This window comes from Promicromonospora vindobonensis (genome assembly GCF_042685865.1).
GTDB classification, from domain to species: domain Bacteria; phylum Actinomycetota; class Actinomycetes; order Actinomycetales; family Cellulomonadaceae; genus Promicromonospora; species Promicromonospora vindobonensis.
Genome location: NZ_JBHUOG010000002.1, coordinates 1,143,616 through 1,166,366 on the forward strand (window position 1 = coordinate 1,143,616; position 22,751 = coordinate 1,166,366).

The window sequence follows — 22,751 nt, forward strand, 5'->3', positions numbered from 1 at the left end:
CCGCCGGGTTGGTCGAGCAGGTCAGACCCGGGCCAGGTGGCGTTCCAGTGCGTCGACGGCCGCGCCGAGGCCGTTCTCGGCGCGGACCGTCGCGCCGAGCTCGGCCGCCCGGACCGCCATCGACTCGTCGGAGACGGCTCGCCCGAGCGCCTGAGCCAGCCCGTCCGGCGTGAGCCGCGACTGCGGCTGCCCGGCCGGCGCGACGCCGATCTGCTCCATCCGGCGCGCCCAGAACAGCTGGTCGCCCAGGAACGGGCAGATCACCTGGGGCTGCCCCGAGGCCAGCGCGCCAGAGGTGGTGCCGGCCCCGCCGTGGTGGACGATCGCCGCCATCCGCGGGAAGAGCCAGTCGTGCGGCGCCTCGTCGAGCACCAGGACGTCGTCGCCGAGCTCCGCGGCGTCGATCCCGCCCCAGCCGGTCACGAGGACCGCCCGCACGCCCGAGCGGCGTACCGCCTCCGCGACCGTCCGCCCGACGCGGGCCGGCTCGGTGCCGGACATGCTGCCGAACCCGATGTAGACGGGCCGATCCCCCGCGTCCAGGAAGGTGTCGACCCCTTCCGGCGGTGTCCATTCCGGAGACTCCGGCACGAACCAGAACCCGGTGGTCCGCACCCAGTGCGGGAACTCCAGCGGGCTGGGCAGCACGTGCGGACTGAACGCCTGCAGCACGAGGGTGTGCTCGCCGTCGGGCCGCCGTGTGATGTCGTGCTGGTGCCGCCGGCGCGGTAGCCCGAGGGTCTCGGAGCGCCACCTGTCGCCCATCCGGGCCAGCATCCGCAGAGCAGGGGTGGTCAGCGCGTAGCTGAGGCGGTTGAGCCGCTGCGGAAACCTGGCCGGCAGCTGCGGGGCGGGAAAGCTGCTGGTCGGGACCCAGCCGGGCTGGAAGCAGACGGGCACAGCCGGGACGCCGAGCTTCTCTGCGAGGTAGTGCATCGGCAGTCCGCTGTGGTGGATGACGACGTCGATGCCCGTGTCCGCCGCGGCGATGTCGGCAGCGACGCTCGCGTCGACGTACACCTTCTCCATCAGCGGTTTGCTCAGGCGCATCGCCCGCACGCCGGCCACCTTGCCGCGCAGCCCCCGGTAGTTGGTCTCGATCGCTGCGCTGATCTCCGGGTCGTCCATCAGCGCCTTCGTACCGTCGTTGAGCGGCGCGAACGGCACGTCGTACCGCGTGACCAGCTCGGCCATCTCTTCGGGCGCGGCGAGCAGGACGTCGTGCCCCGCGCGGCGCAGCGCGTCGCCGAGCGCGACGAACGGCTGGACATCGCCTCGGGTGCCGTGGGTGATCATGAGCGCCTTCATGGGTTCTTCCGCTCCTTCGCGACCGTGTCCCACGCCCCGAGCGCACGCTCGTCGGCGAAGACTCCGTGAGTGAACATCTCCAGCGCGACCCGAGCGTGCTCGACGGTCGCGTCGGTCTCGTACAGGTCCTCGATCCCGAGCACGCGCTCGAGATGGTCGGAGAAGGCGAGCGGCGCGAGCAGCCAGCTCACGTAGATCGCACCCCGGGCGCGTGGGTTCGACGTCGGCCGGGCCCAGCCCTCCCGTTCGCCGTCGGTGAGCCAGGCGGTGGTGACCTCGACGATCTCGTCGAACAGCGCGGCCGCCTCGGGCGTGCCGTCGAGAAAGGCGCGGGCGAGATAACGGCGGACCGGGGTCGCGACCTCGAGCATGGCCGCCAACCCGGTGGCATCGCCGGACATCACCCCGTCGGGCGCCTCCCCGCGGCCTGGGTCGTCCGTCCCACGCACCATCGACACCACGTACGCGTCGCACTCGCGGCGTAGCGCCGCCATGGATCCGAAATGGTGCACGACCAGCCCCGGGGAGACGCCCGCCGCCGCGGCGATCGCCCGTACCGTCACCCGGTTGACCCCGTGCCGCCCGAACAGGTCGAGGGCGGCGTCGCGGACCCGGGTCCGGCCGGCCGGGTCGTTCCGTGTCGAGTCATCGGGTGCAGCCACCCCGCCAGACTAAACAAACGTTTAGTCCGAGCACACCTCCAATACACTTGTATGGTCGGCAATACGTACGTACTGTTGGCGGCATGCCGACCCATCAGTACTCGGAGAGCGACCTCAGCGCGCGGGCCCGGATCCGCGACGCGGCGCTGGAGCAGTTCGCGCTGCACGGCACCAGCGGGGCCACCATGCGCGGGATCGCCCAGGCGGCGGGCGTCTCCGTCGGCCTGGTGCAGCACCACTTCGGGACGAAGGACGGGCTGCGCCTCGCGTGCGACGAGCTGGTCGTCGAGGTGTTCCGCCGCCGGGTGCTGCACCTGGCGAAGAAGGACCAGCTCGCCGACGCCGACGCGCTGGGCGAGCTCTTCGACGAGTCCCCGCTCCTGCTGCGCTACCTCGCGCGCGCATCCCTTGACGGCTCTGCGGCGGCCGACGAGGTGTTCGACCAGCTCGCCGACGGCACGCAGGACTTCCTCACCGAGACCTGGCCGGACCGCTTCCCCGAGGGCAGCGGCGACGCCAGGGACACGGCCACCGTGATGACCGCCATGCACTCAGGGATCGCGCTCCTGATCGGCCAGGTCGCCCGGCGGTTCGGGCAGGAGCCGGAGGAGGCGATCGGCTCGGCCCGCGTCGCCATGGGAATCATGAACCTCTACGCCGCGATGGGCGAGTTCGCACAGTCCACGACCGGCAAGGACGTCCGGGCCGCCGTCGAGGACCGCGGGTCCGGTGCTGACCGCCGTCGGACCCGGCCGGAGGAGGCGCGATGACCGCCATCACCACCCGGAGCTCCGCGACCGCCGTCGGAGCACCAGCCACAGCCCGCCGACGCGCGCTCGCAGGAACACGGCTGCTCCTGGCGACCGCGCTGCGCCGCGACCGGCTGCTGCTGCCGCTCTGGGCGCTGCTGATCGTCGTGGTCGCAGTCGGCGGCGGCGCCTCCGTCGGCTCGACCTACCCGACCGAGCAGGCGGTCCAGGACCGGTACGCGCAGATCCAGGCCCTGCCCATGTTCGTCCTGTTCCAGGCCCAGGCGTTCACCGCGACCCACGAGGCGCTCGTCGCGCAGCAGGCGTTCGGCGGCACGACGATCTTCGCGGCCATCGGCGCCGTGCTCTTCGTCGTGCGGCACACCCGGTCCGAGGAGCAGCGCGGGCGCCTGGAGCTGGTGCGGTCGTCCGCCGTCGGGCACGCGGCCCCGCTGGCCGCCGCGGTCTCCCTCGTCGGTCTGACCGGCCTGCTGATCGGCCTGGCCTCGGCCGCGGGTCTCGCCGCCACCGGGCTCCCGCCGACGGGGTCCGTGCTGCTCGGCCTGATCGCCACGGGTGCCGTCTGGATCGCGGTTGCGGTCGCCGCCGTCCTGACCCAGGTCTTCGAGCACGCGCGCACCGTCGGCGCGGTCGCCGTGGTGATCGTGTACGGCCTGCACTTCGTCCGAGGCGTCGGCCACCTGACCGACACCGCCTGGCTCACCTGGGCCTCCCCCAGCGGCTGGCTCGAGGGCACCCGCGCGTACGCGGGCGACCGCTGGTGGCCGCTCGCCCTGGTGCTCGCCACCGTCGCAGCTGCACTGGCCCTTGCCTTCGTCCTGTCGGCCCGCAGGGACCTGGGCGCCGGGCTGATCCCGGCGCGCCGGGGACGCGCGACCGCCCCCGCCTCCCTGAGCGGTGTCGCCGGCATGACCTGGCGGCAGAACCGGATGCCGTTCCTCGTCTGGACGCTGGCCTTCGTCGCGCTCGGCCTCGCGTTCGGCAGCGGAGGCGCCGCAGCCGTTGCCGACTATGCCCGATCGCCCTGGGCGGCGGACTATGCGGCCGCCATGGGCCTCGACGACCCCGCTGCCGCGCTCTTCGTCTACGTCGAGTTCGTGCTCGTGTTCCCTGTCGCCGCCTACGCGATCCTCACGCTCCTGCGCGTACGGCACGACGAGGTCTCCGGCATTGCCGAGCTGACGCTGGCGGCCCCGGTGGCACGTGTCCGCTGGGTGGCCGCGTCCGTCGGCGCGGCCCTGGCCGGCTCGGCGTCGATCCTCGCCCTCCTCGGCCTCACCCTGGCGGCGACCGCGCCCGACGTCGACGGCGTGCTGCCCGTCGCGCTCCGTCTGATCCCGGCCGTCTGGGTGCTGATCGGCGTGGCCACCCTGACGTTCGGGATCGCGCCGCGGGCGACCGTCCCGGTGGCCTGGCTGGGACTGACCATCGGCGTCTTCGGTGAGATCCTGGTCAAGGCAGGCCTGCCCGACGTCGTCTACCTCACCACCTCGCCGTTCGCGCACGTCAGCCCCTACTACACGACCCCCTGGTCGCCGTACGTGCTCCTAGCGCTCGCGGCCGGCCTGATCACGGCGGGGCTCGCCGGGGTGCGGCGGAGAGACCTGCCGCGCTGATCCCGGAGCCAGGTCTCGTGTCCGCCACGATTCACCCCGTGCGGCGCTGGCCGGGGTGCCCGCGGGCCGTGACCATGTCAGTCATGACCGATACAGCTGGAACCGGGAAGCGGCAGACGACGGCGAACAGGTCCGCCGTCCCGATCACCGTGGGCCTGGGCGGGCTGATCCTGGGCGCAGGGCTGTTCTCCGTCGGCGGCTCTGGCGCCATGGCGGTGGCCGTGGTGATCGGGAGCGCGGTCTTCCTGATCGGCCTCGTCGCGCTGCTCGACGGTGTGCACAAGCTGGTCCAGAACCTCGACAGCGCGACCCAGGCGATCCTCGAGCAACGTTCGGCGCCACCGGCCTCGTGACCGCAGCGGCCCCGGGTGTGTCAGTGGTGGAGGCTATTGTCGAACACACGTCCTTGGTAATGAGACTGGTCTTCTATCGTTCTGGGTGGAGGAGGTGGGGTACATGTCCGCAGCAGGATCCGAACACGGCCTGACCGGCGCGCTCCTGGCCGGGCTCCCGGACGATCCGTTCGCAGCCGACCCGGCCTGGAACGACGACGTCCGCGGTGAGCTGGTGCTGCGGGACGGGGTGCTGGTGCGGGTGGTGGTCGAGGACGAGGCGCCGTCGCGTGGGGTGTTCGGGGACGAGCCGTTCGACGAGGCCTGGTACCGGAACACGACGCAGTACCGGGACCCCGACACGTCGCCCGTCCCGGACCCAGCACTGGTGCTGCCGGCGACGGGTGTGCCGGTGATGTCGTGGCCCGAAGACGTCCTGCGCCACGCCCTGCACGACGCACCGGGCGTCCGCCTGGCACGGGTGATCGCCGAGGCGATCGACCTGGACAACACACTGCACGGCGATCCGCACGGCGGGGCACCCACCGAAGGGGCCGCGGGCGGGCCTTCGGGCGGCCTGCATTCGGGTGCGCTCGGCGGCCTGTCGGACGACGCGCTCGGTGATCTGGTCACGGCGTGCGGTCGCATGCAGTCCTGGATGGCCGGCGTGCAGGCGATGGTCGTGGCCGAACGTGCCGCGCGGGAGTCGCACGTGCTGGCACACAACTCGCTGGTCGGGCAGGTCACCGCCGAGCTGGTGGTCACCGAGAGGGAAGCCACCCAGGTCGTGGTCCGCGCCGAGTCCGGCGCCCGGCACCCCAGCGTGATCACCGCCCTCGTCGCAGGGCGGATCGACGTGCCCAAGGCGCAGGTCCTGCTGCGCTCCGCCACCCAGCTCACCGTCGCCGAGCGGGCCGAGGCGATCGCGCGCTACCTGCCCCACGCACCCCGCCGGACCTGGAGATGGCTACAGCACAAGATGCTCGCGTTCGCCGAGGCCCGTCACGGCGCTGCACGGACCGCAGAGCACGAAGCCGGGCGGCGGTGTGTCCAGCTTGATCGTGCGGAGAACGCCATGGGCTGGCTGACCGCCTATCTGCCCGCGATCGATGCGGCAGCGGTCTGGGGAGTGGTCGACGACATGGCCCACCAGCTCCGCCACACCACCGGCGAGGAGCGCACCCTGGGCCAGCTGCGCGCCGATTCCCTGACCGGAATCATCACCGGCCGCCTCCTGCCCGCCAACCGCTTCACCACCACCGAGCTCGGCACCGAGACTGGCACAGGGACCGGAACAGGCACCGAGCCAGCTCCCGAGACTGGCACGGGGACCGGTGTGCAGGAGATCGTGCGACCGGTGCGGATCACGCCCACCCGTCCCGTCATCCGAGTCACCGTCCCCGCGACCGCCCTCCTCAACCTGGACGACGCACCCGGACACCTGGACGGCTACGGACCCATCCCCGCCGACATCGCCCGCACCATCGCCACCGACGCCACCTGGCAACGCCTCCTGACCGACCCCGTCACCGGGATCCTGACCGACTACTCCACCACCACCTACCAACCCAGCAAGACCCTTCGCAACGCCATCGAGACCCGGGACGGCACCTGCACCTTCCTCGGCGGCTGCGACACCCCCGCCACCCGCTGCGACCTCGACCACATCGAGCCCTTCGACCACGGCCAGAAGAACAAGAACAAGAGGGCCGACAAGGACGGCGACGGTGACCGTGGGAACGGGCGGGGGCAGACCAGCGCGCAGAACCTGCACGCGCTGTGCCGCAAGCATCACCTGCTCAAGACGCACGCCGGCTGGGGCCTCGTCCGCGACCCCGGCACCGGGATCACCACCTGGACCACGCCCACCGGGCGTACCCATACCCGGCCGCCCACGGTGCTGGACACCCATGTCGAGCTCGACCAGATCGACCCCGACACCAGCCACGACCTGACGCTCCGCGCCCTCACCGGGCGACACCTCCCACGCCAGTACACGACCACCGAACCCGGCACCGCACCCACCAGCCCGACCACGCCCACCGATTCCGACGAACCACCCTTCTGAGCGAGCGTCAGCGGCTCGGCATAACGTCTCCTGCATGAGCAAGCCGCTGAGCAAGCCACGGCCCTTCACCGTGCATGTCCCCGACCAGGTCCTGACCGACCTGCGGGACCGGCTGGCGCGGAGCCGGATCCCGGACGACTCACCCCGGCGCCCTGCGTCGGGCATGACGGCCGCCTACCTGCGCGAGCTGGTCGACGACTGGATCGGGTGGAACTGGCGGGCGCGGGAGGCATGGCTCAACGCCCACCCGCAGTTCCTGGCCGAGATCGGCGACGTCGACCTGCATTTCGTGCACCTGCGTTCCGAGCGGCCGGACGCCCCGGCGCTCCTGGTGCTGCACGGCTGGCCGCACACGTTCGCCCTGCAGCTCGACTTCGCCGACCTCCTGCCCGACTTCGACGTCGTCGTCGCGAGCCTGCCCGGGTTCGGGTTCTCCGCGCCGTACACGGCGGGCGAGATGTCCGAGAAGCGGCTGGCGGTCACCATGCACACGCTGATGACGGACGTGCTCGGCTACGAGCGGTACTTCACCTACGGCGAGGACGTCACGGCCAACGTGAGCGACCTCATCGCCGCCGGCTACCCGGAGCACGTGGCGGGGATCGTGGCCACGCACGCGCACTTCCCCACCGACGAGGAGCGCGCCGCCCTCACCGACCCGGCGGCGAAGGAGTTCTTCGACGAGCTCGCCGCCCAGCACAGGACCGACGGCGCCTACGGGCACGTGCAGGCCACCCGGCCGGACACCCTCGCGACCGCCCTCAACGACTCCCCCGCCGGCCTGCTGGCGTGGCTCACCGAGAAGCTGGTCGAGTGGAGCGACACCCCGCGGGGGGACCCTGCCGCGGTGGAGCGGCGCATCTCGCGGGACCGCATCCTCACCGAGGCCACCATCTACTGGGCGACGCAGACGATCGCATCGTCGTTCCGGCCGTACTACGAGGGCGCCGACCAGCCCGGACCGATCCCAGCCACCGGCGTGCCGGCGGCCGTGTTCATCCAGCGTCACGAGCGGACGTACCCCGAGTCGCTCGCGCGCCGCCACTACCTCGACCTGCGCGTGTTCGACCGCCTCGAGGAGGGCGGACACTTCACGGTCGGCGAGGTGCCGGGCGAGATGGCGGCGCGCGTCCGGGAGTTCGTCCGGTCGGTCGGCTGACCGGTGACCGAGCGGGTGGGCTCAGGCCGTCGGCTCGAGCCGGATGACCGGGAACTTGCGGTCGGTGTGGGTCTCGTACTCCTTGGCGTCCGGCCAGTACTCGGCCCAGATGCCGTAGAGGCGCTCCCAGTCGGGCTCCCCCGGCCGGACCACGGTGGTCTTCACCCGGATGGTCTTGTCCCCGACCTCGATGGTGGTCTCGCCGGGGCCGTCCTCGACGTTCGCCACCCAGGCCGGGTCCTTGGGCGCGCCACCGAGCGAGCCGGTGATCACGTAGGCGTCGCCGTCGGTCGCGGCCACGAGCGGCGTCACGTACTCCTTGCCGCTGACCCGCCCCGCGTGGTGCAGCAGCACCAGGCGCTTGCCGGTGAAGTGCCCGCCCGCGACGTCGTCGCCCAGCACGCCCGCGTTCGCCCGGAACGCCTCGATGACACCGGTGTTCATGTCTGCCATGTTGTCCTCCACAGTCTCGGTCGGCCGTACCGGTCGACGTAACCGGACTTTACCCCGCTTACCCGATTCCCGATAGCATCCGGGAATGGGTACACCGCTGATCTGGGGCGCTCCGCACCCCGAGCGCGCCGACGCGGCGCGCAACCGTCAGCGGCTGCTCGCCACCGCGCGGGAGCTCCTGGCGGAGGACAGGCCGGACTACCTCACGATGGACCGGCTCGCCGAGCGCTCCGGGCTGGGCAAGGGCACGGTGTTCCGGCGGTTCGGGACCAGGGCGGGAATCTTCCAGGCACTCCTGGACGACAACGAGCGCGCGCTGCAACTGCAGATCCTCTCGGGACCGCCGCCGCTCGGCCCCGGCGCCCCGCCGGTCGACCGCATCATCGCCTACGGATCCGCCCGCATCCGCTTCCTCGCGGAGAACCAGGACATCGCCCACGCCGCGATCGGCGGCCGCCAGCCGGGCGGCAGACGCCCGCCGCTGTCCCAGATCCACATCCGGGTGCTGCTGCGCGACCTCGACCTGCCGGGGGCCGACATCGACCTGCTCGCCGGCCAGCTCGCGTCCGCGCTGGAAGGGCCGCTCCTGGTCCAGCTCTTCGACGCCCGCGAGCAGGACCGGCCCGCGCTCACCGCCGGCTTCGAGGCGGGCTGGCGCTACCTGATCGAGCGCGTCTGCGGTCCGGCGGGTACGACGGCGGACTGACCTGCGCCAGGGCCCGGCCCGATCGACGTCGACCCGGCGGGCCACAGTCACGCGTGCGTCGGCGCCTCGTGACGAGCATGCTCTGCCGGTTCGAGCTGGAAGGTCGAGTGCTCCACCGGCACGTCGAACTCGGTGGCCACGCACCGCTGCAGGGCGTCGAGGACCGGTGGCGCGTGCCCGTCGCGGAAGCAGGCGTCGCGAACCACCACGTGCGCGCTGATGGTCGGCAGCCCGGTGGCGACCAGTGACGCGTGCAGGTCGTGCACCGCCTCGACGTTCTCCACCTCCAGCAACCGGGCCCGCACCTGGTCGAGATCGATACCGGCAGGCGTGGCCTCCAGCAGCACGTTCGCGGAGTCGGCCAGGAGCTTGGCCGCCCGGGGCAGGATCAGTACGGCGATGAGGAGGCCCGCCACGGCGTCGGCCCGCTGCCACCCGGTGGTCGCGATCACCACGGCTGCGAGGATCACCGCCACCGAGCCGAGCGCGTCGTTCACCACCTCGAGGAACGCTGCCCGCAGGTTGAGCGACGCCGACCTGCCGCCCGCCAGCACGAGCAGCGCCACGACGTTCCCGACCAGGCCGACGATGCCGAACGCCAGCAGGCCCGGTCCGGGCGCCTGCGCCGGACCCGCGAGACGGCTCACCCCCTCGATCAGCGCGTAGATGCCGACGGCGAGCAGCACGGCGGCCTGGGCCAGCGCCGCCAGCACCTCGGCCCGCCGGAAGCCCCAGGTCCGGCGCGGTGACGGCGGCCGCAGCGCGAGCGACGCGGCGAACAGCGCGATGCCGAGGCCCGCGACGTCGGTGAGCATGTGCCCGGTGTCGACAAGGAGCGCGAGGCTGCCCGTGACCGCTGCGCCGACCGCCTGGGCCAGGAAGACCGCCGCCGTGATCCCGAACGCGAACGCCAGGCGCCGCCGGTTGCCCTGTTCGCCGTGCGCGCCGTGGTGGTGCTGGTGATCAGCCATCGGCACCAGCCCTCTCGTGGTCGGCTTCCTGGTCGCACTCGGCATCGTGGTCATGGCCGTGGTCGTGCTCGAGCTCGCCCTCCCAGGCCTCGCGGCCCTCGTGGATGGCGAAGGCCGCGATCACGAACCCGGCCACCGGGTCCACCCAGCCTGCACCCGTCAGCGCGAAGACCACCAGTCCGAGCAGCGTGGACACGGACAGCAGCACACAGATCCGGGTCTCCGCGGCGTCGGCAAGGATGAGCGGGTCCGCCAGGGCGAGCCCGACGCGGCGCTTGGCCGCTGCGAGCAGCGGCATGACGACGAGCGACGCGAGCAGGAGCCCCACCGCGACCGGCGAGTTCTCCGGCGTCTCGCCGACCACGAGGCTGCGGATGCCCTCGACGGTGACGTAGCCGGCAAGCAGGAAGAACGTGATCGCCACGAGGCGCAGCGTGATCCGCTCCTTGCGCTCGTCGGCCTCGCCGTGCCGGAGCCGGGCGGCCAGCCGGAGCCCCACGAGCACGGCGGCGATGGACTCGATGCCGGAGTCGATGCCGAACCCGATGACGGACACCAGGCCGGCCAGGATGCCCGCCGTGATCGCCACGACACCCTCGACCACGTTGTAGGCGACGGTGAACTGCGCCAGGCGCAGGCCGCGCCGCGTCAGCTGCTCCGTCGTCCGCGTCATGGCCTTCGCGTCGCCGGGTACCGCCACCTCAGCTTCCGCGTTCGCGTCCGGCTGCGCGCTCATGATGCGCCGTCCCGTGCGGTCGCGTGCGCGGCGGAGCCGTCGACCCCGTACACCGGGCACAGTGCGACCGAGTCGCCGGTCAGGGCGAGCAGCCGCTCGGCGGACTCCAGCACCGCGAGCGTCGCCTCCGGGTGCGTCAGGGAGAACACGGAGGCCCGTCCCTGCGGGTGGGAGTCGACGAGCCCGCAGTCCCGCAGGCAGGCCAGGTGCTTGGACACCGTCGACTGCGCCAGGCCGAGGTGCCCGGTCAGGTCGACGACCCGGTGCTCACCGAGGGCCAGGTGCCGCAGGATCGCCAGCCGCGACGGGTCCGAGAACCCGTGGAACAGGCACGCCGCCACTGCCATCGCCACTGGACCGTCCGGAGCACGATCGCTCCTCACCTCTGTCATCGCCATACGGCGATGCTAGCACCGCGGTTCCGCACCAGCCGTCTTGCAGGGTGCGTCACGTCGTCGCGCGGGCCCTCCATGCAGGCGCCGTCGCGTCCAGGACCTGCGTCCACGGCGTGGGCCGGACGCCGAGCACGTTGCTGGTCTCCGAGGTGTCCGCGACGAACGGCCGGTCGAACTGGTAGAGCACGCCGAGCGCCTCGCGCGCCACCGGCATCGCGAGCCCTCCGGCACGCAGCGCGAGGCGCGGCACGCGCCGCAGCCGCGGCTCGCCCGTCCCCGCCCGGGACCCCAGCTCGCGCAGCACCTCACGGACCGTCACGGGCGGGTTCGACGGCACGAGCCACGGCGAGCCCCAGGCGCGGTCGTCGACGCCGAGCGTGATGAGGGTCGAGACCACGTCGTCGACGGCCGTCCACGTGTGCGGCTGGTCCGGATCCGCGAGGACCGGTGCCGACTTTCCCGCGAGCGTCGCCGCGGCGTACACCGGCAGGACGCCGTGGGCCTCGGTCACCGATGGCCCGATGTAGTCGGAGGCGCGCGCCTCCGTGACGCGCACGCGGCCGGCCTGGTGCGCGGCGAGCGCGTCGTGCCAGACCTGTGCCCTGACCTCGCCGAGGGGGCTCGACGGGGCCAGGGGCCGGTTCCGGGTCATCGGCCCGTCGACCGGGCCGTAGCCATAGAGGTTCCCGAGGCTGACGAGCACCGCCCCGGATGCCTCGGCCGCGTGCAGCACCGACTTCGCCAAGGGCGGCCAGCCCCGCTCCCAGTCGGGGTACGGCCCGGGGTTGGCGCAGTTGTACAGCACGCCGGCGCCCTGGGCGGCGTGCGCGAGCGCCGCCGCGTCGGTCGCGTCGACCGCGAGCCGCTGGACGCGGGGAAGGTCGGGTCCGACGCCGGAGCGGGTCACCACTCGGACGGTGCGACCGGCCTGGGACAGCCGGTACGCGAGTGCGGCGCCGACCGGGCCGGCGCCGACGACGAGATGCGTGGTCATGGGCTCAGGGTCCCATCCATATTCGTCATACAGGTTCGCAACTTGTATGCTCGCTTCTGAACCCGCCGCAAAGGAGCGCCATGACGTACCAGCCCGACGCCATCAGGACCGTGCAGCTCTCGACTGTCACGCTGCCGCTGGCCACCGCCATCTCCGACGCCAAGGTCTTCACCGGCCGCCAGAAGCCGATGACAGAGGTCGTGTTCCTCTTCGCGGAGATCACCACGGAGCAGGGGTTCGAGGGCCTGGGGTTCTCCTACTCCAAGCGCGCCGGTGGCCCCGCCCAGTACGCGCACGCCAAGGAGGTGGCGCAGACCGCCGTCGGCGAGGACCCGAACGACATCGCCAGGCTGTACACCAAGCTGTTGTGGGCGGGGGCTTCGGTGGGCCGCTCCGGGGTGGCCACCCAGGCGCTGGCCGCGATCGACATCGCCCTGTACGACCTCAAGGCCAAGCGTGCGGGCCTGCCGCTGGCCAAGCTGCTCGGCGCCCACCGCGACTCGGTACGCACCTACAACACGTCCGGCGGGTTCCTGAACGCGAGCATCGAGGAGGTCACCGACCGCGCGAGCCGGTCGATCGCCGAGGGGATCGGCGGCATCAAGATCAAGGTCGGCCTGCCCGACGGCGCCCGCGACCTGGCCCGGGTCGCCGCCGTCCGGGAGCACATCGGCCCGTCCGTGCCGCTCATGGTCGACGCCAACCAGCAGTGGGACCGCAGCACCGCCCTGCGGATGGGTCGGCGTCTCGAACAGTTCGACCTCACCTGGATCGAGGAGCCGCTGGACGCCTACGACGCCGAGGGCCACGCGGCGCTCGCCGCCGCTCTGGACACCCCGATCGCGACCGGTGAGATGCTCGCGTCGGTCGCGGAGCACGAGCGCCTCATCGCCACCCGCGCGTGCGACATCATCCAGCCGGACGCCCCGCGCGTCGGCGGGATCACGCAGTTCCTGCGTCTGCTCACGCTGGCGGACCAGGCCGGGCTGGACCTCGCACCCCACTTCGCGATGGAGATCCACCTCCACCTTGCGGCGACCTATCCGCGCGAGCCGTGGGTGGAGCACTTCGACTGGCTCGACCCACTGTTCAACGAACGCCTGGAGACCAGGGACGGGCGCATGCTCGTGCCCGACCGACCGGGTCTCGGCGTCACGTTCAGCGAGCAGGCGCGCGCCTGGACCACCGACAGCGCGGTGTTCGGGGCTCCCTGAGCACACCCGAGATGGAAGCATGGGCACATGGCCAAGACCCTGAGCGGCACCCTGGTGGAGTCGCTGCGGACCCGCATCGTCAACGGCGACATCGCGTCGGGCGAGAAGCTGCCCAGCGAGCCGCGCCTGGCGGCCGAGCACCAGGTCAGCCGCACCGTCGTGCGCGAGGCGATCGCCCGCCTCAACCTGGAGGGGCTGGTGCACACCCGGCGCGGCAGCGGCAGCTACGCGCTCACTCCCCCGGCGGACGACGCCGACGGGGGCCCACGGCTCGCCCGGTCGCTGGACGACCGGCTCGCCCTGGTCGAGTACCGCCTGGCGCTGGAGGCAGAGGCCGCCGCGCTCGCGGCGTCCCGGCGCACGCCGGCCCAGCTCGCGGCGCTGACCGACCGGCTCGACGCCCTGGCTGCCTCCGCCGGGCATCCGGCGACCGCCGTGCAGCACGACTTCGCCTTCCACCGGCTCGTGGCCGGGGCCGCTGGGAACAGGTTCCTGCTGGAGGCCCTGGACCGGCTCGGGCCGCAGATGATCGCCATGCCGCGCGGCCGGCTCGACCGGAACGGCGGCAGCCCGCACGACGGCGGCCGCTTCACCGCCGTCGTGCAGGAGCACCGGGCGGTGCTGGCGGCGCTGGAGGCGCAGGACCCGCTCGCCGCCGCCGCCGCGATGCGGGTCCACCTGGCCGGCTCCCGGCGCAGGCTGCTGCAGGAGTCCGGCCTCTAGGACGCCGGCTTGACCGCCAGGACCGGGTGGTCCGCCTGGAGCAGGATCCGCTGCGCCACCGAGCCCATGATGAACTTGCCCACCGTGCTGCGCCGCCGCAGGCCGATCACGATCAGCGACGCCCCGTGCTCCTCGGCCAGGTCGAGGATCTCGTCGGTGAAGTCGTCGCGGTGCGTGCCGCGCAGCACCTTCGCCCGCACGCCGGCGTCCGCCGCCTGCGCGAGCACCCGGTCGAGGTCCTCCGGCGCTGCGACGGTCGTCTCGATGACCGAACCTTCCCGGGCCGAGTTGACGATCAGCAGGTCCTCGTCCCGGAGCCCGGCCTCGGTGATCGCCGCCTGCACGGCGGCCTCCCCGGCGGGTGTGGGGACGTACCCGACGACGATGCTCATACTGACTCTTCCTCTCGGTTCTTCGCGGGCGCGTCGCCCGCCGACGGCCGGACCGCCCGCCGCCCGCGCACGGACTGGATCAGGGGCAGCACGGCGACCACGACGAACACCACGAGGAGCGTCGCGGAGATGGGCCGGGTGAGGAAGCCGGCAGCGGAGCCGTCGAACATCAGCAGCGAGCGCCGCAGGTTGGACTCCAGCAGGGAGCCCAGCACGAACGCGAGCACGAGCGGCCCTGGTTCGAAGCCGAACTTCTTCATCAGGTAGCCGACGGCGCCGAACACGACCACCAGGAGCACGTCGAAGACGGAGTTGTTGATGGTGTAGGCGCCGATCATGGTGATCAGCGCGGTGATGGGCGCGAGGATCGCCGCGCGTACGCGCAGGATCCGGACGAAGACGCCGACCAGCGGGATCGACATGATCAGGAGCAGCACGTTGCCGATGTACATCGAGTTGACGACGCCCCAGAACAGCTCGGGCTCCTCGGTCACGAGCTGCGGGCCCGGTGTGACTCCCTGGATGAGGAGCGCGCCGAACATGAGCGCCATGGTGGCGTTCGCGGGGATGCCGAGGGTGAGCAGCGGGATGAACGAGCTGGTGGCGGCCGCGTTGTTGGCCGTCTCGGGCCCCGCGACACCCTCGATGGCGCCCTTGCCGAAGCGGCTCGGGTCCTTGGCGCGCTTCTTCTCGGCCGCGTAGGCGACCATGGAGGAGATGGTGGCGCCTCCACCGGGGAGGATGCCGAGGAAGAACCCGAGCACGGATCCGCGGGCCACGGCGCCGGACGACTCCTTGAGGTCCTTGCGGCTCGGCCAGACGTTGGTCACCTTGCCCGGCGCCGACACGGCGCGGTGCCGTTCCTCCAGGTTGTAGAGGATCTCTCCGAGGCCGAACAGGCCCATGGCGACGGGGACGAAGTCGATGCCGTCGGCGAGGCTCAGGCTGTCGAACGTGAACCGCTCGGCGCCGGTGAAGGCGTCGCGGCCGATCGTGGCGAGCAGCAGTCCGATGGCGGCGGCGACCAGCGCCTTGACCTTGGAACCCGAGGCGATGGTCGCGACAAGGAGGATGCCGACGAGGGCAAGAGCCGTGTACTCGGGCGGCCCGAAGTCGAGAGCGAAGCCCGCGACGAGCGGCGCGAGGAAGGTCAGCCCGATGATCGCGACGGTGCCGCCGACGAAGGAGCCGACGGCGGCGACCCCGAGCGCCGTACCGGCCCGGCCCTGCTTGGCGAGCGCGTACCCGTCCAGGACGGTGACCACGGAGCTCGCCTCCCCGGGCAGCCGGAGGAGCACCGAGGTGATGGTGCCGCCGTACTGGGCGCCGTAGAAGATCCCCGCGAGCATGATGATCGCGGTGACGGGTTCGACGCCGTAGGTGAGCGGCAGCAGGATGGCGATGGTGGCGGCGGGGCCGAGCCCGGGCAGCACACCGATCAGCATGCCGATGACCACCCCGACCAGGCAGTACAGGAGGTTGGTCGGTTCCAGCACGACGGCGAAGCCGGCGGCGACGTTCTGCAGCGATTCCACGTGCGATTCCCTTGGGTGGGGTCAGAGCTGGCGGCGGTGTCAGCTCGGTCAGAAGAGGTGCGGGACGTTGGTGCCGAGCGCCCCGACGAAGACCGCGTAGAGGACGCCGACGACGAGCACGGAGTACAGGACGGCCGAGCGCCAGGACTCGCCGCCGAGGAGCTTCATCCAGACGAGGCTCAGCAGCAGCGACGGGATCTCGAACCCGATCACTGGCAGCAGGGCCACGAGGCAGAGCAGGGTCGCGAGACCGATCAGCGGGAGCCACGAGTACCGGGAGAACGTCTCCCCGTCGCCGCCCCGTCGCCCGATCAGGGCCTGGGCGAGGGACAGCACGACGACGGCGACGCTGATGGCCAGCGGCCACAGCCCGGCACCGGGCTGCGCGGGGGTGCCGAGCCCGAGGGCCACCGCTCCCACCGCCCCGGACAGGCCGACGGCGGCGGTCACCAGGCAGGCGGCGAGGTTGGCCACCGGGCCGGCGGGCGGGGGCGTTTCGTCGGCCCACTCACCGGCGGCGCCCGGCGCGGGCTCGCCGGTCTTCCCGACCGCACTGCCGTTCGGACCGCCGTCCACGAGTACCTCGTCCTTCTCGGTTGCCGTTCCCACGGGTGGCTCAGCCTTCCGCGAGGCTGATGTCGTACTCGTCGGTGAGCGCCCGGTACTTCTCGGCGAGCTCGGTCCACTCCGTGGTGACCTCGTCGCCGGAGATCTCGTGCGGGGTGAGCAGGTTGTTCTCGTTGAACGCCGTGTAGGTGTCCGAGGCGATGGCCGCGTCGATCGACTCCACGAGCCGGGCCTTGACTTCCTCCGGCAGGCCCTTCGGCGCGGCGACCGCACGGTACTGGGAGACCGGCACGTCGTAGCCCTCCTCGACGGCGGTCGGCACGTCGGGGAGGAACTGGTTGCGCTCGGCCGAGAAGGCCAGCAGCGGCACGACCTTGCCGGCGTCGATCTGCGGCTTCGCCTCGCCGAGCTGCACGGTGGCGACCTGGACCTGGTCCCCGACGACGGCGGTGAGCGCGGGCGAGCCGGAGTCGAACGGGACCGCGGTGCCGTCGATCTCGGCCTGCGCGAACAGCGCTGCCTGCGCGAGCTGCGAGCCCGTGCCGACGCCGGTGGTGCCGTACGTGATGTCGCCGGACGCGTCCTTCAGGTCCTTCAGGTCCTCGAAGCCGGACTCCGCGCTGGCGAGCAGCACGTAGTCGTCCTGCGAGAGGCCCTTGAGCACGTCGAGGTTGCTCAGGTCGACGGCCTCGTCGTCCGACACCGCCAGCGGCGTGATCGTGATGAGGGAGGCGTTCAGCAGCACCAGCTCGTGACCGTCGGCGGGCTTGGCAGCGACCTCTTCGGTCGCCAGCGCACCGTTCGCCCCTGCCCGGTTGATGACCGGGACCGACACCCCGAGGTCCTCGGCCATGCCATCGGCGACGGCCCGGGCGATCAGGTCGGTGGATCCGCCGGCGTCCTGGCCCACGGTGATGGTCACGGGACCGGTCGGGAACTCGGCGCCCGCGGCGTCGGCTCCGCCTGCCACGTTCCCGCCGCACGCGGCGAGGGTCAGGGCGGCGCCGGCGGCGGTCGCGCCAAGGAGGGCCCTGCGGGTGCGCTGGGCCGGGCGGGTAAGAGATGTCATCACAGCTCTCCTCATTGAGATCTTGTACAGATGGAGACCTTGGGCGAGCGATCCGGGGACCGCCCGCGACCGGAGGAAAGGCGTATCCCGGTCGGGCGTTGAGCATAGGAAGCCCATACGATGCCTGTCTAAGCCTCTTACTGCATTGCTTGATTCTCGGAAGGCATCGTGTACACCCTCGATCAGGTCCGCTGCTTCGTGGCCGTGGCGGAAGAGCTGCACTTCGGCCGCGCCGCCGAGCGGCTCACCATGACCCAGCCCCCGCTGAGCCGTCAGGTCCAGAAGCTCGAGCGCGCCGTCGGGGTCCCGCTCCTGGAGCGGGACAACCGGCACGTCGAGCTGACGACGGCGGGCGCCGTGTTCCTTCAGGAGGCCCGCCGGCTCCTCACCGCCGCCGACGGCGCCCCGGCGCTCGCCCGGAAGATAGCCGCCGGCCGGGCCGGCGTGCTGCGCCTCGGGTTCACCGCCGCGTCCGGGTTCAGCCTGCTCGGCACCCTGGTCCAGGAGATCGCCGAGTTCATGCCGGACGTCGACCTCGACCTCCAGGAGCTCGTCACCGTCGAGCAGATCGAGGCGATCCGGCGCGGTGAGCTCGACCTCGCGCTCGGCCGGCCGCCGTTCGACCAGGAGAGCTTCGACTCGCGGCTGCTGCTGTCGGAGGACCTGGTCCTCGCCGTACCGCACCGGCACCCGCTGACCCGCCTCGACCGGCCCGTCTCCGCCGCCGACCTGCGGGAGCAGCCGGTGATCGGGCACCACCCCACCAAGGCCCGCTACTTCTACGACATGGTCGTGCGCTACATCGCCGTCGAGCACACCGGCGTCGTGCACGTCGTCAGCCAGATCCTGACCATGTGCTCGCTGGTGGCAGCGGGCCGCGGCGTGGCGTTCGTCCCCGAGTCGGCCCGCCTCCTCGGTCTGCCCGGGGTGACGTTCCTCGAGCTCGCCGACGTGCCGCACGGCGTCGTCGAGCTGCACGCCATCTGGAACCGCGAGTCGAAGAACCCGGCCCTCCACGAGTTCCTCCGCTTCCTGCACCCCGTCTGACCCCACCCGTCCCACCCCGCTGCGGGTGAATTGATGCTGGCCGGGTATCGGCCGATGCCATATCGGGCTTGGACAGGCATCGTCCGACGTTCTTAGGTTGGCGGCGTCCAGCCGGACCACGTCCGACCCAGCACGCCATCGCCGACGTCTGTCACAGGAGGGGCCACCGTGGCCACGTACGCACCCCAGGAGCTCGCCACCGTCCTCAAGGACGGGCTGCTCTCGTTCCCCGCCACCCCGTTCGCGGGGGACGGTGAGGTCGACGAAGCGCGCTACCGCGAGCACATCGACTGGCAGTCGAGCTTCGACATCGGCGGCCTGTTCGCCGCCGGCGGTACCGGAGAGGGGTTCAGCCTGACCCCCGAGGAGTCGGCCCGCGTGGTGCGGCTCGCCGTGGAGACCGCTGCGGGCCGCACCCCCGTGCTCGGCAGCGCCGGTGGCAACACCGCCCAGGCGATCCAGAACGCGCGCGCCGCCGAGGCCGCCGGCGCCGAAGGGCTCCTGCTGCTTCCCCCGTACCTGACCGAGTGCGACCAGGACGGCCTGCTGGAGCACGCCTCGGCCGTGTGCGCGTCGACCAGCCTCGGGGTGATCGTCTACAACCGCGGCAACGCCGTCTACTCGGCGCAGACCGTGGCACGGCTCGCCGAGCGGCACCCCAACTTCATCGGGTTCAAGGACGCGCTCGGCGACATCGAACAGCTCGCCCGCGTCTACACCCTGAACGGCGACCGGCTCTTCTACCTGGGCGGGCTGCCCACCGCCGAGACGTTCGCCCTGCCGCTCCTGCAGCTCGGCATGAGCACCTACTCCTCGGCCATGTACAACTTCGTGCCCGAGTTCGCCCTCGCCTTCTACCGGGACGTGCGCAGCCTGGACCACGCCGCCGTCACCGAGAAGCTGGGCCGGTTCGTGCTGCCCTACCTCGACATCCGGGACCGCACCAAGGGCTACGGGGTGTCCATCGTCAAGGGCGGGCTGAAGGCCGTCGGCCGGGACCTGGGCAGCGTCCGCCCGCCCCTGCAGGACCTGGCCGCCCAGGACCTCGCCGACCTCACCACGCTGATCAAGTCCGCCGACGTCCACCCCGAAGGAGACCCGCGATGACCACCGAGCTGACCGGCCACTCGATCGTCGGCGGCGCGCCCCTGGCCGGCACGGCGGGCACCCTCGCCGCGCAGGACCCGGCAACGGGCCAGGCCCTCGAGCCCGCCTACTCGCTGCTCGGCGAGGACCAGGTCGCCCGGGCGACCGCCGCAGCGCAGGAGGCCTTCGCCTCCTTCTCCGCGCTGGCACCAGAGCCCCACGCGCAGTTCCTGGAGCAGATCGCCGCGAACATCGACGCCCTGGGGCCCGACGTCGTCGCCCAGGCCATGCGCGAGACCGGCCTCCCCGCGGCCCGCCTGACCGGCGAGGTCGCCCGCACCACCGGCCAGCTGCGCCTGTTCGCCCAGGTGGTGCGCCAGGGCGACCACCGCGGCGTGCGGATCGATCCCGCCCAGCCCGACCGCGCTCCCCTGCCCCGCGCCGACATCCGGCAGCGCAAGGTACCCCTCGGCCCCGTCGCCGTGTTCGGCGCGAGCAACTTCCCGCTCGCCTTCTCCACCGCAGGCGGCGACACCGCCTCTGCGCTCGCTGCGGGCTGCCCCGTGGTCGTCAAGGCGCACAACGCGCACCCCGGCACGGCCGAGCTGGTGGGTCACGCCGTCGCCGATGCCGTGGCGCAATGCGGACTGCACCCGGGCGTGTTCTCCCTGGTCTACGGCCCGGGGAAGGTCGTGGGCCAGGCCCTCGTGACCGATCCGGCCATCCAGGCCGTCGGCTTCACCGGCTCCCGGTCCGGCGGCCTCGCGCTGGTCGCCGCAGCGGCGGCCCGCCCCGTGCCGATCCCCGTCTACGCCGAGATGAGCTCGATCAACCCGACGATCCTGCTCGACGGCGCCCTCGCCGGCGACATCGACACCCTCGCCGCCGCGTACCTCGCGTCGGTGACCGGCTCGTCCGGTCAGCTCTGCACGGCGCCAGGGCTCGTGTTCGTGCCGGACGGCCCGCGCGGCGACGCCTTCGTCGAGGCCGCCGGGCGCGCCGCCGCGGCAGCGGCAGGGCAGACCATGCTCACCGCCGGCATCGCCGAGGCGTGGCAGCAGGGCGTGGACACGCTCGCCGCGCAGGACGGCGTGCGGCTGGTCGGGGCAGGCTCTCCCGGCGACACCCGCAACGCGCCCGCGCCCGCTGTGTTCGCGAGCGCCGTCCCGACCCTGCTGGACAACCCGGTGCTGCAGGCCGAGATCTTCGGCGCGGCGTCGCTCGTGGTCCGGTACGCGGACGACGACGAGCTGCTGTCCGCCGTCGAGCGGCTGGAGGGGCAGCTCACCGTCACGCTGCACCTGACGGAGGCCGACCAGGAGACCGCGACCCGGCTGCTCCCAGTCCTGGAGCGGACGGCCGGCCGCATCCTCGCGAACGGCTGGCCCACCGGCGTCGAGGTCGGGCACGCGATGGTGCACGGCGGGCCGTTCCCCGCGACGTCGGACAGCCGCAGCACCTCGGTGGGGACCCTGGCGATCGAGCGGTTCCTGCGCCCCGTGGCCTACCAGAACCTGCCCGAGTACCTGCTGCCCGAACCGGTGCTGCCGGACAACCCCTGGGGTCTGACGCGCCGGGTCGACGGCGTGCTGCGGCCTGCAGTGCAGGAGGCGGTCCGGTGAGCGCGCATCCCACCGTCGCGCGCGTCGAGGTGGTGCCCGTGGCCGGGCACGACTCGATGCTGCTCAACCTGTCCGGCGCGCACGCGCCGTTCTTCACGCGCAACATCGCGATCGTGACCGACTCCGACGGCCGCACCGGGCTCGGCGAGGTGCCCGGCGGAGAAAGGATCCGGGCCACGATCGAGGAGGCGGGCCGGCTCGTCGTCGGGCGGCCGGTGGCGCGGTACCGCAGCTTGCTGCGCTCCGTGGCGAGCGAGTTCGCGGACCGTGACGCGGGCGGCCGTGGCCTGCAGACGTTCGACCTGCGGACCACCGTGCACGCGGTCACGGCGCTGGAGTCGGCGTTGCTCGACCTGCACGGCCAGGACCTGGGTGTGCCGGTGGCGGAGCTGCTCGGCGACGGCGTCCAGCGCGAGAGCGTGCCGATGCTCGGCTACCTCTTCTACGTGGGTGATCCGGGCGCGACCGACCTGCCGTACCTGCGGGGCGACGACCCGTCCGACGCGTGGGGCCGGCTGCGCCGCGAACAGGCGATGACGCCCGACGACGTCGTGCGGCTCGCCGAGGCCGCCCAGGAGCGCTACGGGTTCGGCGACTTCAAGCTCAAGGGCGGCGTGCAGGCAGGCGACCTGGAGGTCGACACGGTCGTCGCGCTCAAGGAGCGTTTTCCCGATGCCCGCATCACGCTCGACCCGAACGGCGGCTGGCCGCTGGCCGAGGCGGTCCGACTCGGTCGGCGCATGCGCGGCGTGGTCGCCTACGCGGAGGACCCGTGCGGCGCGGAGGGCGGGTTCTCGGGCCGGGAGGCCATGGCCGAGTTCCGCCGCGCGACCGGCCTGCCGACCGCCACCAACATGATCGCGACGGACTGGCGCGAGCTGGCGCACGCCGTGCGCGCCGGCGCCGTCGACATCCCGCTGGCCGACCCGCACTTCTGGACCATGGCCGGCTCCGTGCGTGTGGCGCAGCTCTGCCACGAGTTCGGGCTGACCTGGGGGTCGCACTCGAACAACCACTTCGACGTCTCGCTGGCGATGTTCACCCACGTCGGCGCGGCGGCACCCGGCGCGATCACCGCGCTGGACACGCACTGGATCTGGCAGGACGGGCAGGGCCTGACGACGTCGCCGCCCCAGATCCGCGACGGCGCGATCCGGGTGCCGACGACGCCGGGCCTCGGCGTCGAGCTGGACCGCGAGCGCCTGGCCGCCGCCCACGAGCTGTACCTGGCGCACGGGCTGGGGGCGCGCGACGACGCGGTGGCGATGCAGTACCTGGTGGAGGGTTGGACGTTCGACCCGAAGCGGCCGTGCTTGATTCGATGAC

General features: G+C 72.4%; 23 protein-coding genes. 12 read left to right on the top strand and 11 right to left on the bottom strand.

The features are described from left to right. Nucleotides 1–21: 21 nt before the first annotated feature. Complete coding sequence (locus tag ACFS27_RS18310) at nucleotides 22–1,308, bottom strand: glycosyltransferase (RefSeq protein ID WP_377185675.1); 1,287 nt, start codon at nucleotides 1,306–1,308, stop codon at nucleotides 22–24. Then, the gene (locus tag ACFS27_RS18315) at nucleotides 1,305–1,970 is read right to left on the bottom strand and encodes a TetR/AcrR family transcriptional regulator (RefSeq protein ID WP_377185677.1); all 666 of its coding nucleotides are present in this window, start codon (nucleotides 1,968–1,970) and stop codon (nucleotides 1,305–1,307) included. Before ACFS27_RS18315 ends, ACFS27_RS18310 begins: the two co-directional genes overlap by 4 nt. Before the next feature lie 83 nt (nucleotides 1,971–2,053). Between ACFS27_RS18315 and ACFS27_RS18320 the strand changes: the two genes are divergently transcribed. The 5 genes from ACFS27_RS18320 (at nucleotide 2,054) to ACFS27_RS18340 (ending at nucleotide 7,915) form a co-directional block, all read left to right on the top strand. Next, complete coding sequence (locus tag ACFS27_RS18320) at nucleotides 2,054–2,740, top strand: TetR/AcrR family transcriptional regulator (RefSeq protein WP_377185679.1); 687 nt, start codon at nucleotides 2,054–2,056, stop codon at nucleotides 2,738–2,740. Continuing rightward, the gene (locus tag ACFS27_RS18325) at nucleotides 2,737–4,356 is read left to right on the top strand and encodes an ABC transporter permease (protein ID WP_377185681.1); all 1,620 of its coding nucleotides are present in this window, start codon (nucleotides 2,737–2,739) and stop codon (nucleotides 4,354–4,356) included. Before ACFS27_RS18320 ends, ACFS27_RS18325 begins: the two co-directional genes overlap by 4 nt. Nucleotides 4,357–4,439: 83 nt before the next feature. Beyond that, nucleotides 4,440–4,709 carry a hypothetical protein gene (locus ACFS27_RS18330; protein WP_377185683.1) on the top strand — a complete coding sequence of 90 codons (270 nt, stop codon included), beginning with the start codon at nucleotides 4,440–4,442 and terminating at the stop codon, nucleotides 4,707–4,709. Between the two features lie 103 nt (nucleotides 4,710–4,812). Next, nucleotides 4,813–6,756 (top strand): HNH endonuclease, encoded by a 1,944-nt coding sequence (locus tag ACFS27_RS18335; RefSeq protein WP_377185685.1) that lies wholly within the window; start codon nucleotides 4,813–4,815, stop codon nucleotides 6,754–6,756. A gap of 34 nt (nucleotides 6,757–6,790) precedes the next feature. Beyond that, nucleotides 6,791–7,915, top strand: coding sequence for an epoxide hydrolase family protein (locus tag ACFS27_RS18340; protein ID WP_377185687.1), 1,125 nt, complete (start codon nucleotides 6,791–6,793; stop codon nucleotides 7,913–7,915). Between the two features lie 21 nt (nucleotides 7,916–7,936). Here ACFS27_RS18340 and ACFS27_RS18345 read toward each other — a convergent pair whose 3' ends face one another. Further along, nucleotides 7,937–8,368 carry a nitroreductase/quinone reductase family protein gene (locus ACFS27_RS18345; RefSeq protein WP_377185689.1) on the bottom strand — a complete coding sequence of 144 codons (432 nt, stop codon included), beginning with the start codon at nucleotides 8,366–8,368 and terminating at the stop codon, nucleotides 7,937–7,939. Between the two features lie 85 nt (nucleotides 8,369–8,453). Here ACFS27_RS18345 and ACFS27_RS18350 point away from each other — a divergent pair, with 85 nt between their 5' ends. Continuing rightward, entirely contained in the window at nucleotides 8,454–9,074 is a 621-nt protein-coding gene (locus ACFS27_RS18350) for a TetR/AcrR family transcriptional regulator (RefSeq protein ID WP_377185691.1), read from the top strand. Nucleotides 9,075–9,121: 47 nt separating this feature from the next. Here ACFS27_RS18350 and ACFS27_RS18355 read toward each other — a convergent pair whose 3' ends face one another. The 4 genes from ACFS27_RS18355 to ACFS27_RS18370 are packed head-to-tail and all read right to left on the bottom strand — an operon-like array spanning nucleotide 9,122 to nucleotide 12,170. After that, a complete protein-coding gene (locus ACFS27_RS18355; RefSeq protein WP_377185693.1) occupies nucleotides 9,122–10,045 on the bottom strand; it encodes a cation diffusion facilitator family transporter in 924 nt (307 codons plus the stop codon). Beyond that, entirely contained in the window at nucleotides 10,038–10,781 is a 744-nt protein-coding gene (locus ACFS27_RS18360) for a cation diffusion facilitator family transporter (RefSeq protein ID WP_377185695.1), read from the bottom strand. The genes ACFS27_RS18355 and ACFS27_RS18360 overlap by 8 nt, the downstream gene beginning before the upstream one ends. After that, nucleotides 10,778–11,179 carry an ArsR/SmtB family transcription factor gene (locus tag ACFS27_RS18365; protein WP_377185697.1) on the bottom strand — a complete coding sequence of 134 codons (402 nt, stop codon included), beginning with the start codon at nucleotides 11,177–11,179 and terminating at the stop codon, nucleotides 10,778–10,780. The genes ACFS27_RS18360 and ACFS27_RS18365 overlap by 4 nt, the downstream gene beginning before the upstream one ends. 49 nt (nucleotides 11,180–11,228) lie before the next feature. Further along, on the bottom strand, nucleotides 11,229–12,170 hold the full coding sequence (locus ACFS27_RS18370; RefSeq protein ID WP_377185699.1) for an NAD-dependent epimerase/dehydratase family protein: 942 nt from the start codon (nucleotides 12,168–12,170) through the stop codon (nucleotides 11,229–11,231). A gap of 80 nt (nucleotides 12,171–12,250) precedes the next feature. Between ACFS27_RS18370 and ACFS27_RS18375 the strand changes: the two genes are divergently transcribed. Both ACFS27_RS18375 and ACFS27_RS18380 read left to right on the top strand, forming a co-directional pair. Then, nucleotides 12,251–13,384: an L-talarate/galactarate dehydratase gene (locus tag ACFS27_RS18375; protein ID WP_377185701.1), complete on the top strand. Its 1,134-nt coding sequence runs from the start codon at nucleotides 12,251–12,253 to the stop codon at nucleotides 13,382–13,384. Between the two features lie 27 nt (nucleotides 13,385–13,411). Further along, nucleotides 13,412–14,107, top strand: a complete 696-nt coding sequence (locus ACFS27_RS18380) for a FadR/GntR family transcriptional regulator (protein ID WP_377185703.1) — start codon at nucleotides 13,412–13,414, stop codon at nucleotides 14,105–14,107. Here ACFS27_RS18380 and ACFS27_RS18385 read toward each other — a convergent pair. Genes ACFS27_RS18385 through ACFS27_RS18400 form a run of 4 tightly spaced genes read right to left on the bottom strand, consistent with a single transcriptional unit; the run spans nucleotide 14,104 to nucleotide 17,670 of the window. Further along, nucleotides 14,104–14,499 carry a universal stress protein gene (locus ACFS27_RS18385; RefSeq protein WP_377185704.1) on the bottom strand — a complete coding sequence of 132 codons (396 nt, stop codon included), beginning with the start codon at nucleotides 14,497–14,499 and terminating at the stop codon, nucleotides 14,104–14,106. The two genes, ACFS27_RS18380 and ACFS27_RS18385, sit on opposite strands and share 4 nt — an antisense overlap. After that, the gene (locus ACFS27_RS18390; protein ID WP_377185706.1) at nucleotides 14,496–16,034 is read right to left on the bottom strand and encodes a tripartite tricarboxylate transporter permease; all 1,539 of its coding nucleotides are present in this window, start codon (nucleotides 16,032–16,034) and stop codon (nucleotides 14,496–14,498) included. Before ACFS27_RS18390 ends, ACFS27_RS18385 begins: the two co-directional genes overlap by 4 nt. A gap of 48 nt (nucleotides 16,035–16,082) precedes the next feature. Continuing rightward, nucleotides 16,083–16,643, bottom strand: a complete 561-nt coding sequence (locus ACFS27_RS18395) for a tripartite tricarboxylate transporter TctB family protein (protein ID WP_377185708.1) — start codon at nucleotides 16,641–16,643, stop codon at nucleotides 16,083–16,085. Between the two features lie 7 nt (nucleotides 16,644–16,650). After that, on the bottom strand, nucleotides 16,651–17,670 hold the full coding sequence (locus ACFS27_RS18400) for a tripartite tricarboxylate transporter substrate binding protein (RefSeq protein ID WP_377185710.1): 1,020 nt from the start codon (nucleotides 17,668–17,670) through the stop codon (nucleotides 16,651–16,653). Nucleotides 17,671–17,838: 168 nt separating this feature from the next. Between ACFS27_RS18400 and ACFS27_RS18405 the strand changes: the two genes are divergently transcribed. From ACFS27_RS18405 to ACFS27_RS18420, 4 genes are all read left to right on the top strand, one after another. Continuing rightward, on the top strand, nucleotides 17,839–18,717 hold the full coding sequence (locus tag ACFS27_RS18405; RefSeq protein ID WP_377185712.1) for a LysR substrate-binding domain-containing protein: 879 nt from the start codon (nucleotides 17,839–17,841) through the stop codon (nucleotides 18,715–18,717). 168 nt (nucleotides 18,718–18,885) lie between these two features. Then, the gene (kdgD, locus tag ACFS27_RS18410) at nucleotides 18,886–19,824 is read left to right on the top strand and encodes a 5-dehydro-4-deoxyglucarate dehydratase (protein ID WP_377185714.1); all 939 of its coding nucleotides are present in this window, start codon (nucleotides 18,886–18,888) and stop codon (nucleotides 19,822–19,824) included. Next, the gene (locus ACFS27_RS18415) at nucleotides 19,821–21,425 is read left to right on the top strand and encodes an aldehyde dehydrogenase (NADP(+)) (protein ID WP_377185716.1); all 1,605 of its coding nucleotides are present in this window, start codon (nucleotides 19,821–19,823) and stop codon (nucleotides 21,423–21,425) included. Before kdgD ends, ACFS27_RS18415 begins: the two co-directional genes overlap by 4 nt. Beyond that, nucleotides 21,422–22,750 (top strand): enolase C-terminal domain-like protein, encoded by a 1,329-nt coding sequence (locus ACFS27_RS18420; protein WP_377185718.1) that lies wholly within the window; start codon nucleotides 21,422–21,424, stop codon nucleotides 22,748–22,750. The genes ACFS27_RS18415 and ACFS27_RS18420 overlap by 4 nt, the downstream gene beginning before the upstream one ends. Nucleotide 22,751: the final 1 nt, after the last annotated feature.

What these genes read in the sequence shown, in the direction of transcription:
- ACFS27_RS18310 (WP_377185675.1), bottom strand. Translation starts at nt 1,308, where the DNA reads ATGAAGGCGCTCATGATCACCCACGGCACCCGAGGCGATGTCCAGCCG.
- ACFS27_RS18320 (WP_377185679.1), top strand. Translation starts at nt 2,054, where the DNA reads ATGCCGACCCATCAGTACTCGGAGAGCGACCTCAGCGCGCGGGCCCGG.
- ACFS27_RS18325 (WP_377185681.1), top strand. Translation starts at nt 2,737, where the DNA reads ATGACCGCCATCACCACCCGGAGCTCCGCGACCGCCGTCGGAGCACCA.
- ACFS27_RS18330 (WP_377185683.1), top strand. Translation starts at nt 4,440, where the DNA reads ATGACCGATACAGCTGGAACCGGGAAGCGGCAGACGACGGCGAACAGG.
- ACFS27_RS18335 (WP_377185685.1), top strand. Translation starts at nt 4,813, where the DNA reads ATGTCCGCAGCAGGATCCGAACACGGCCTGACCGGCGCGCTCCTGGCC.
- ACFS27_RS18340 (WP_377185687.1), top strand. Translation starts at nt 6,791, where the DNA reads ATGAGCAAGCCGCTGAGCAAGCCACGGCCCTTCACCGTGCATGTCCCC.
- ACFS27_RS18345 (WP_377185689.1), bottom strand. Translation starts at nt 8,368, where the DNA reads ATGGCAGACATGAACACCGGTGTCATCGAGGCGTTCCGGGCGAACGCG.
- ACFS27_RS18350 (WP_377185691.1), top strand. Translation starts at nt 8,454, where the DNA reads ATGGGTACACCGCTGATCTGGGGCGCTCCGCACCCCGAGCGCGCCGAC.
- ACFS27_RS18355 (WP_377185693.1), bottom strand. Translation starts at nt 10,045, where the DNA reads ATGGCTGATCACCAGCACCACCACGGCGCGCACGGCGAACAGGGCAAC.
- ACFS27_RS18360 (WP_377185695.1), bottom strand. Translation starts at nt 10,781, where the DNA reads ATGAGCGCGCAGCCGGACGCGAACGCGGAAGCTGAGGTGGCGGTACCC.
- ACFS27_RS18365 (WP_377185697.1), bottom strand. Translation starts at nt 11,179, where the DNA reads ATGGCGATGACAGAGGTGAGGAGCGATCGTGCTCCGGACGGTCCAGTG.
- ACFS27_RS18370 (WP_377185699.1), bottom strand. Translation starts at nt 12,170, where the DNA reads ATGACCACGCATCTCGTCGTCGGCGCCGGCCCGGTCGGCGCCGCACTC.
- ACFS27_RS18375 (WP_377185701.1), top strand. Translation starts at nt 12,251, where the DNA reads ATGACGTACCAGCCCGACGCCATCAGGACCGTGCAGCTCTCGACTGTC.
- ACFS27_RS18380 (WP_377185703.1), top strand. Translation starts at nt 13,412, where the DNA reads ATGGCCAAGACCCTGAGCGGCACCCTGGTGGAGTCGCTGCGGACCCGC.
- ACFS27_RS18385 (WP_377185704.1), bottom strand. Translation starts at nt 14,499, where the DNA reads ATGAGCATCGTCGTCGGGTACGTCCCCACACCCGCCGGGGAGGCCGCC.
- ACFS27_RS18400 (WP_377185710.1), bottom strand. Translation starts at nt 17,670, where the DNA reads ATGACATCTCTTACCCGCCCGGCCCAGCGCACCCGCAGGGCCCTCCTT.
- ACFS27_RS18415 (WP_377185716.1), top strand. Translation starts at nt 19,821, where the DNA reads ATGACCACCGAGCTGACCGGCCACTCGATCGTCGGCGGCGCGCCCCTG.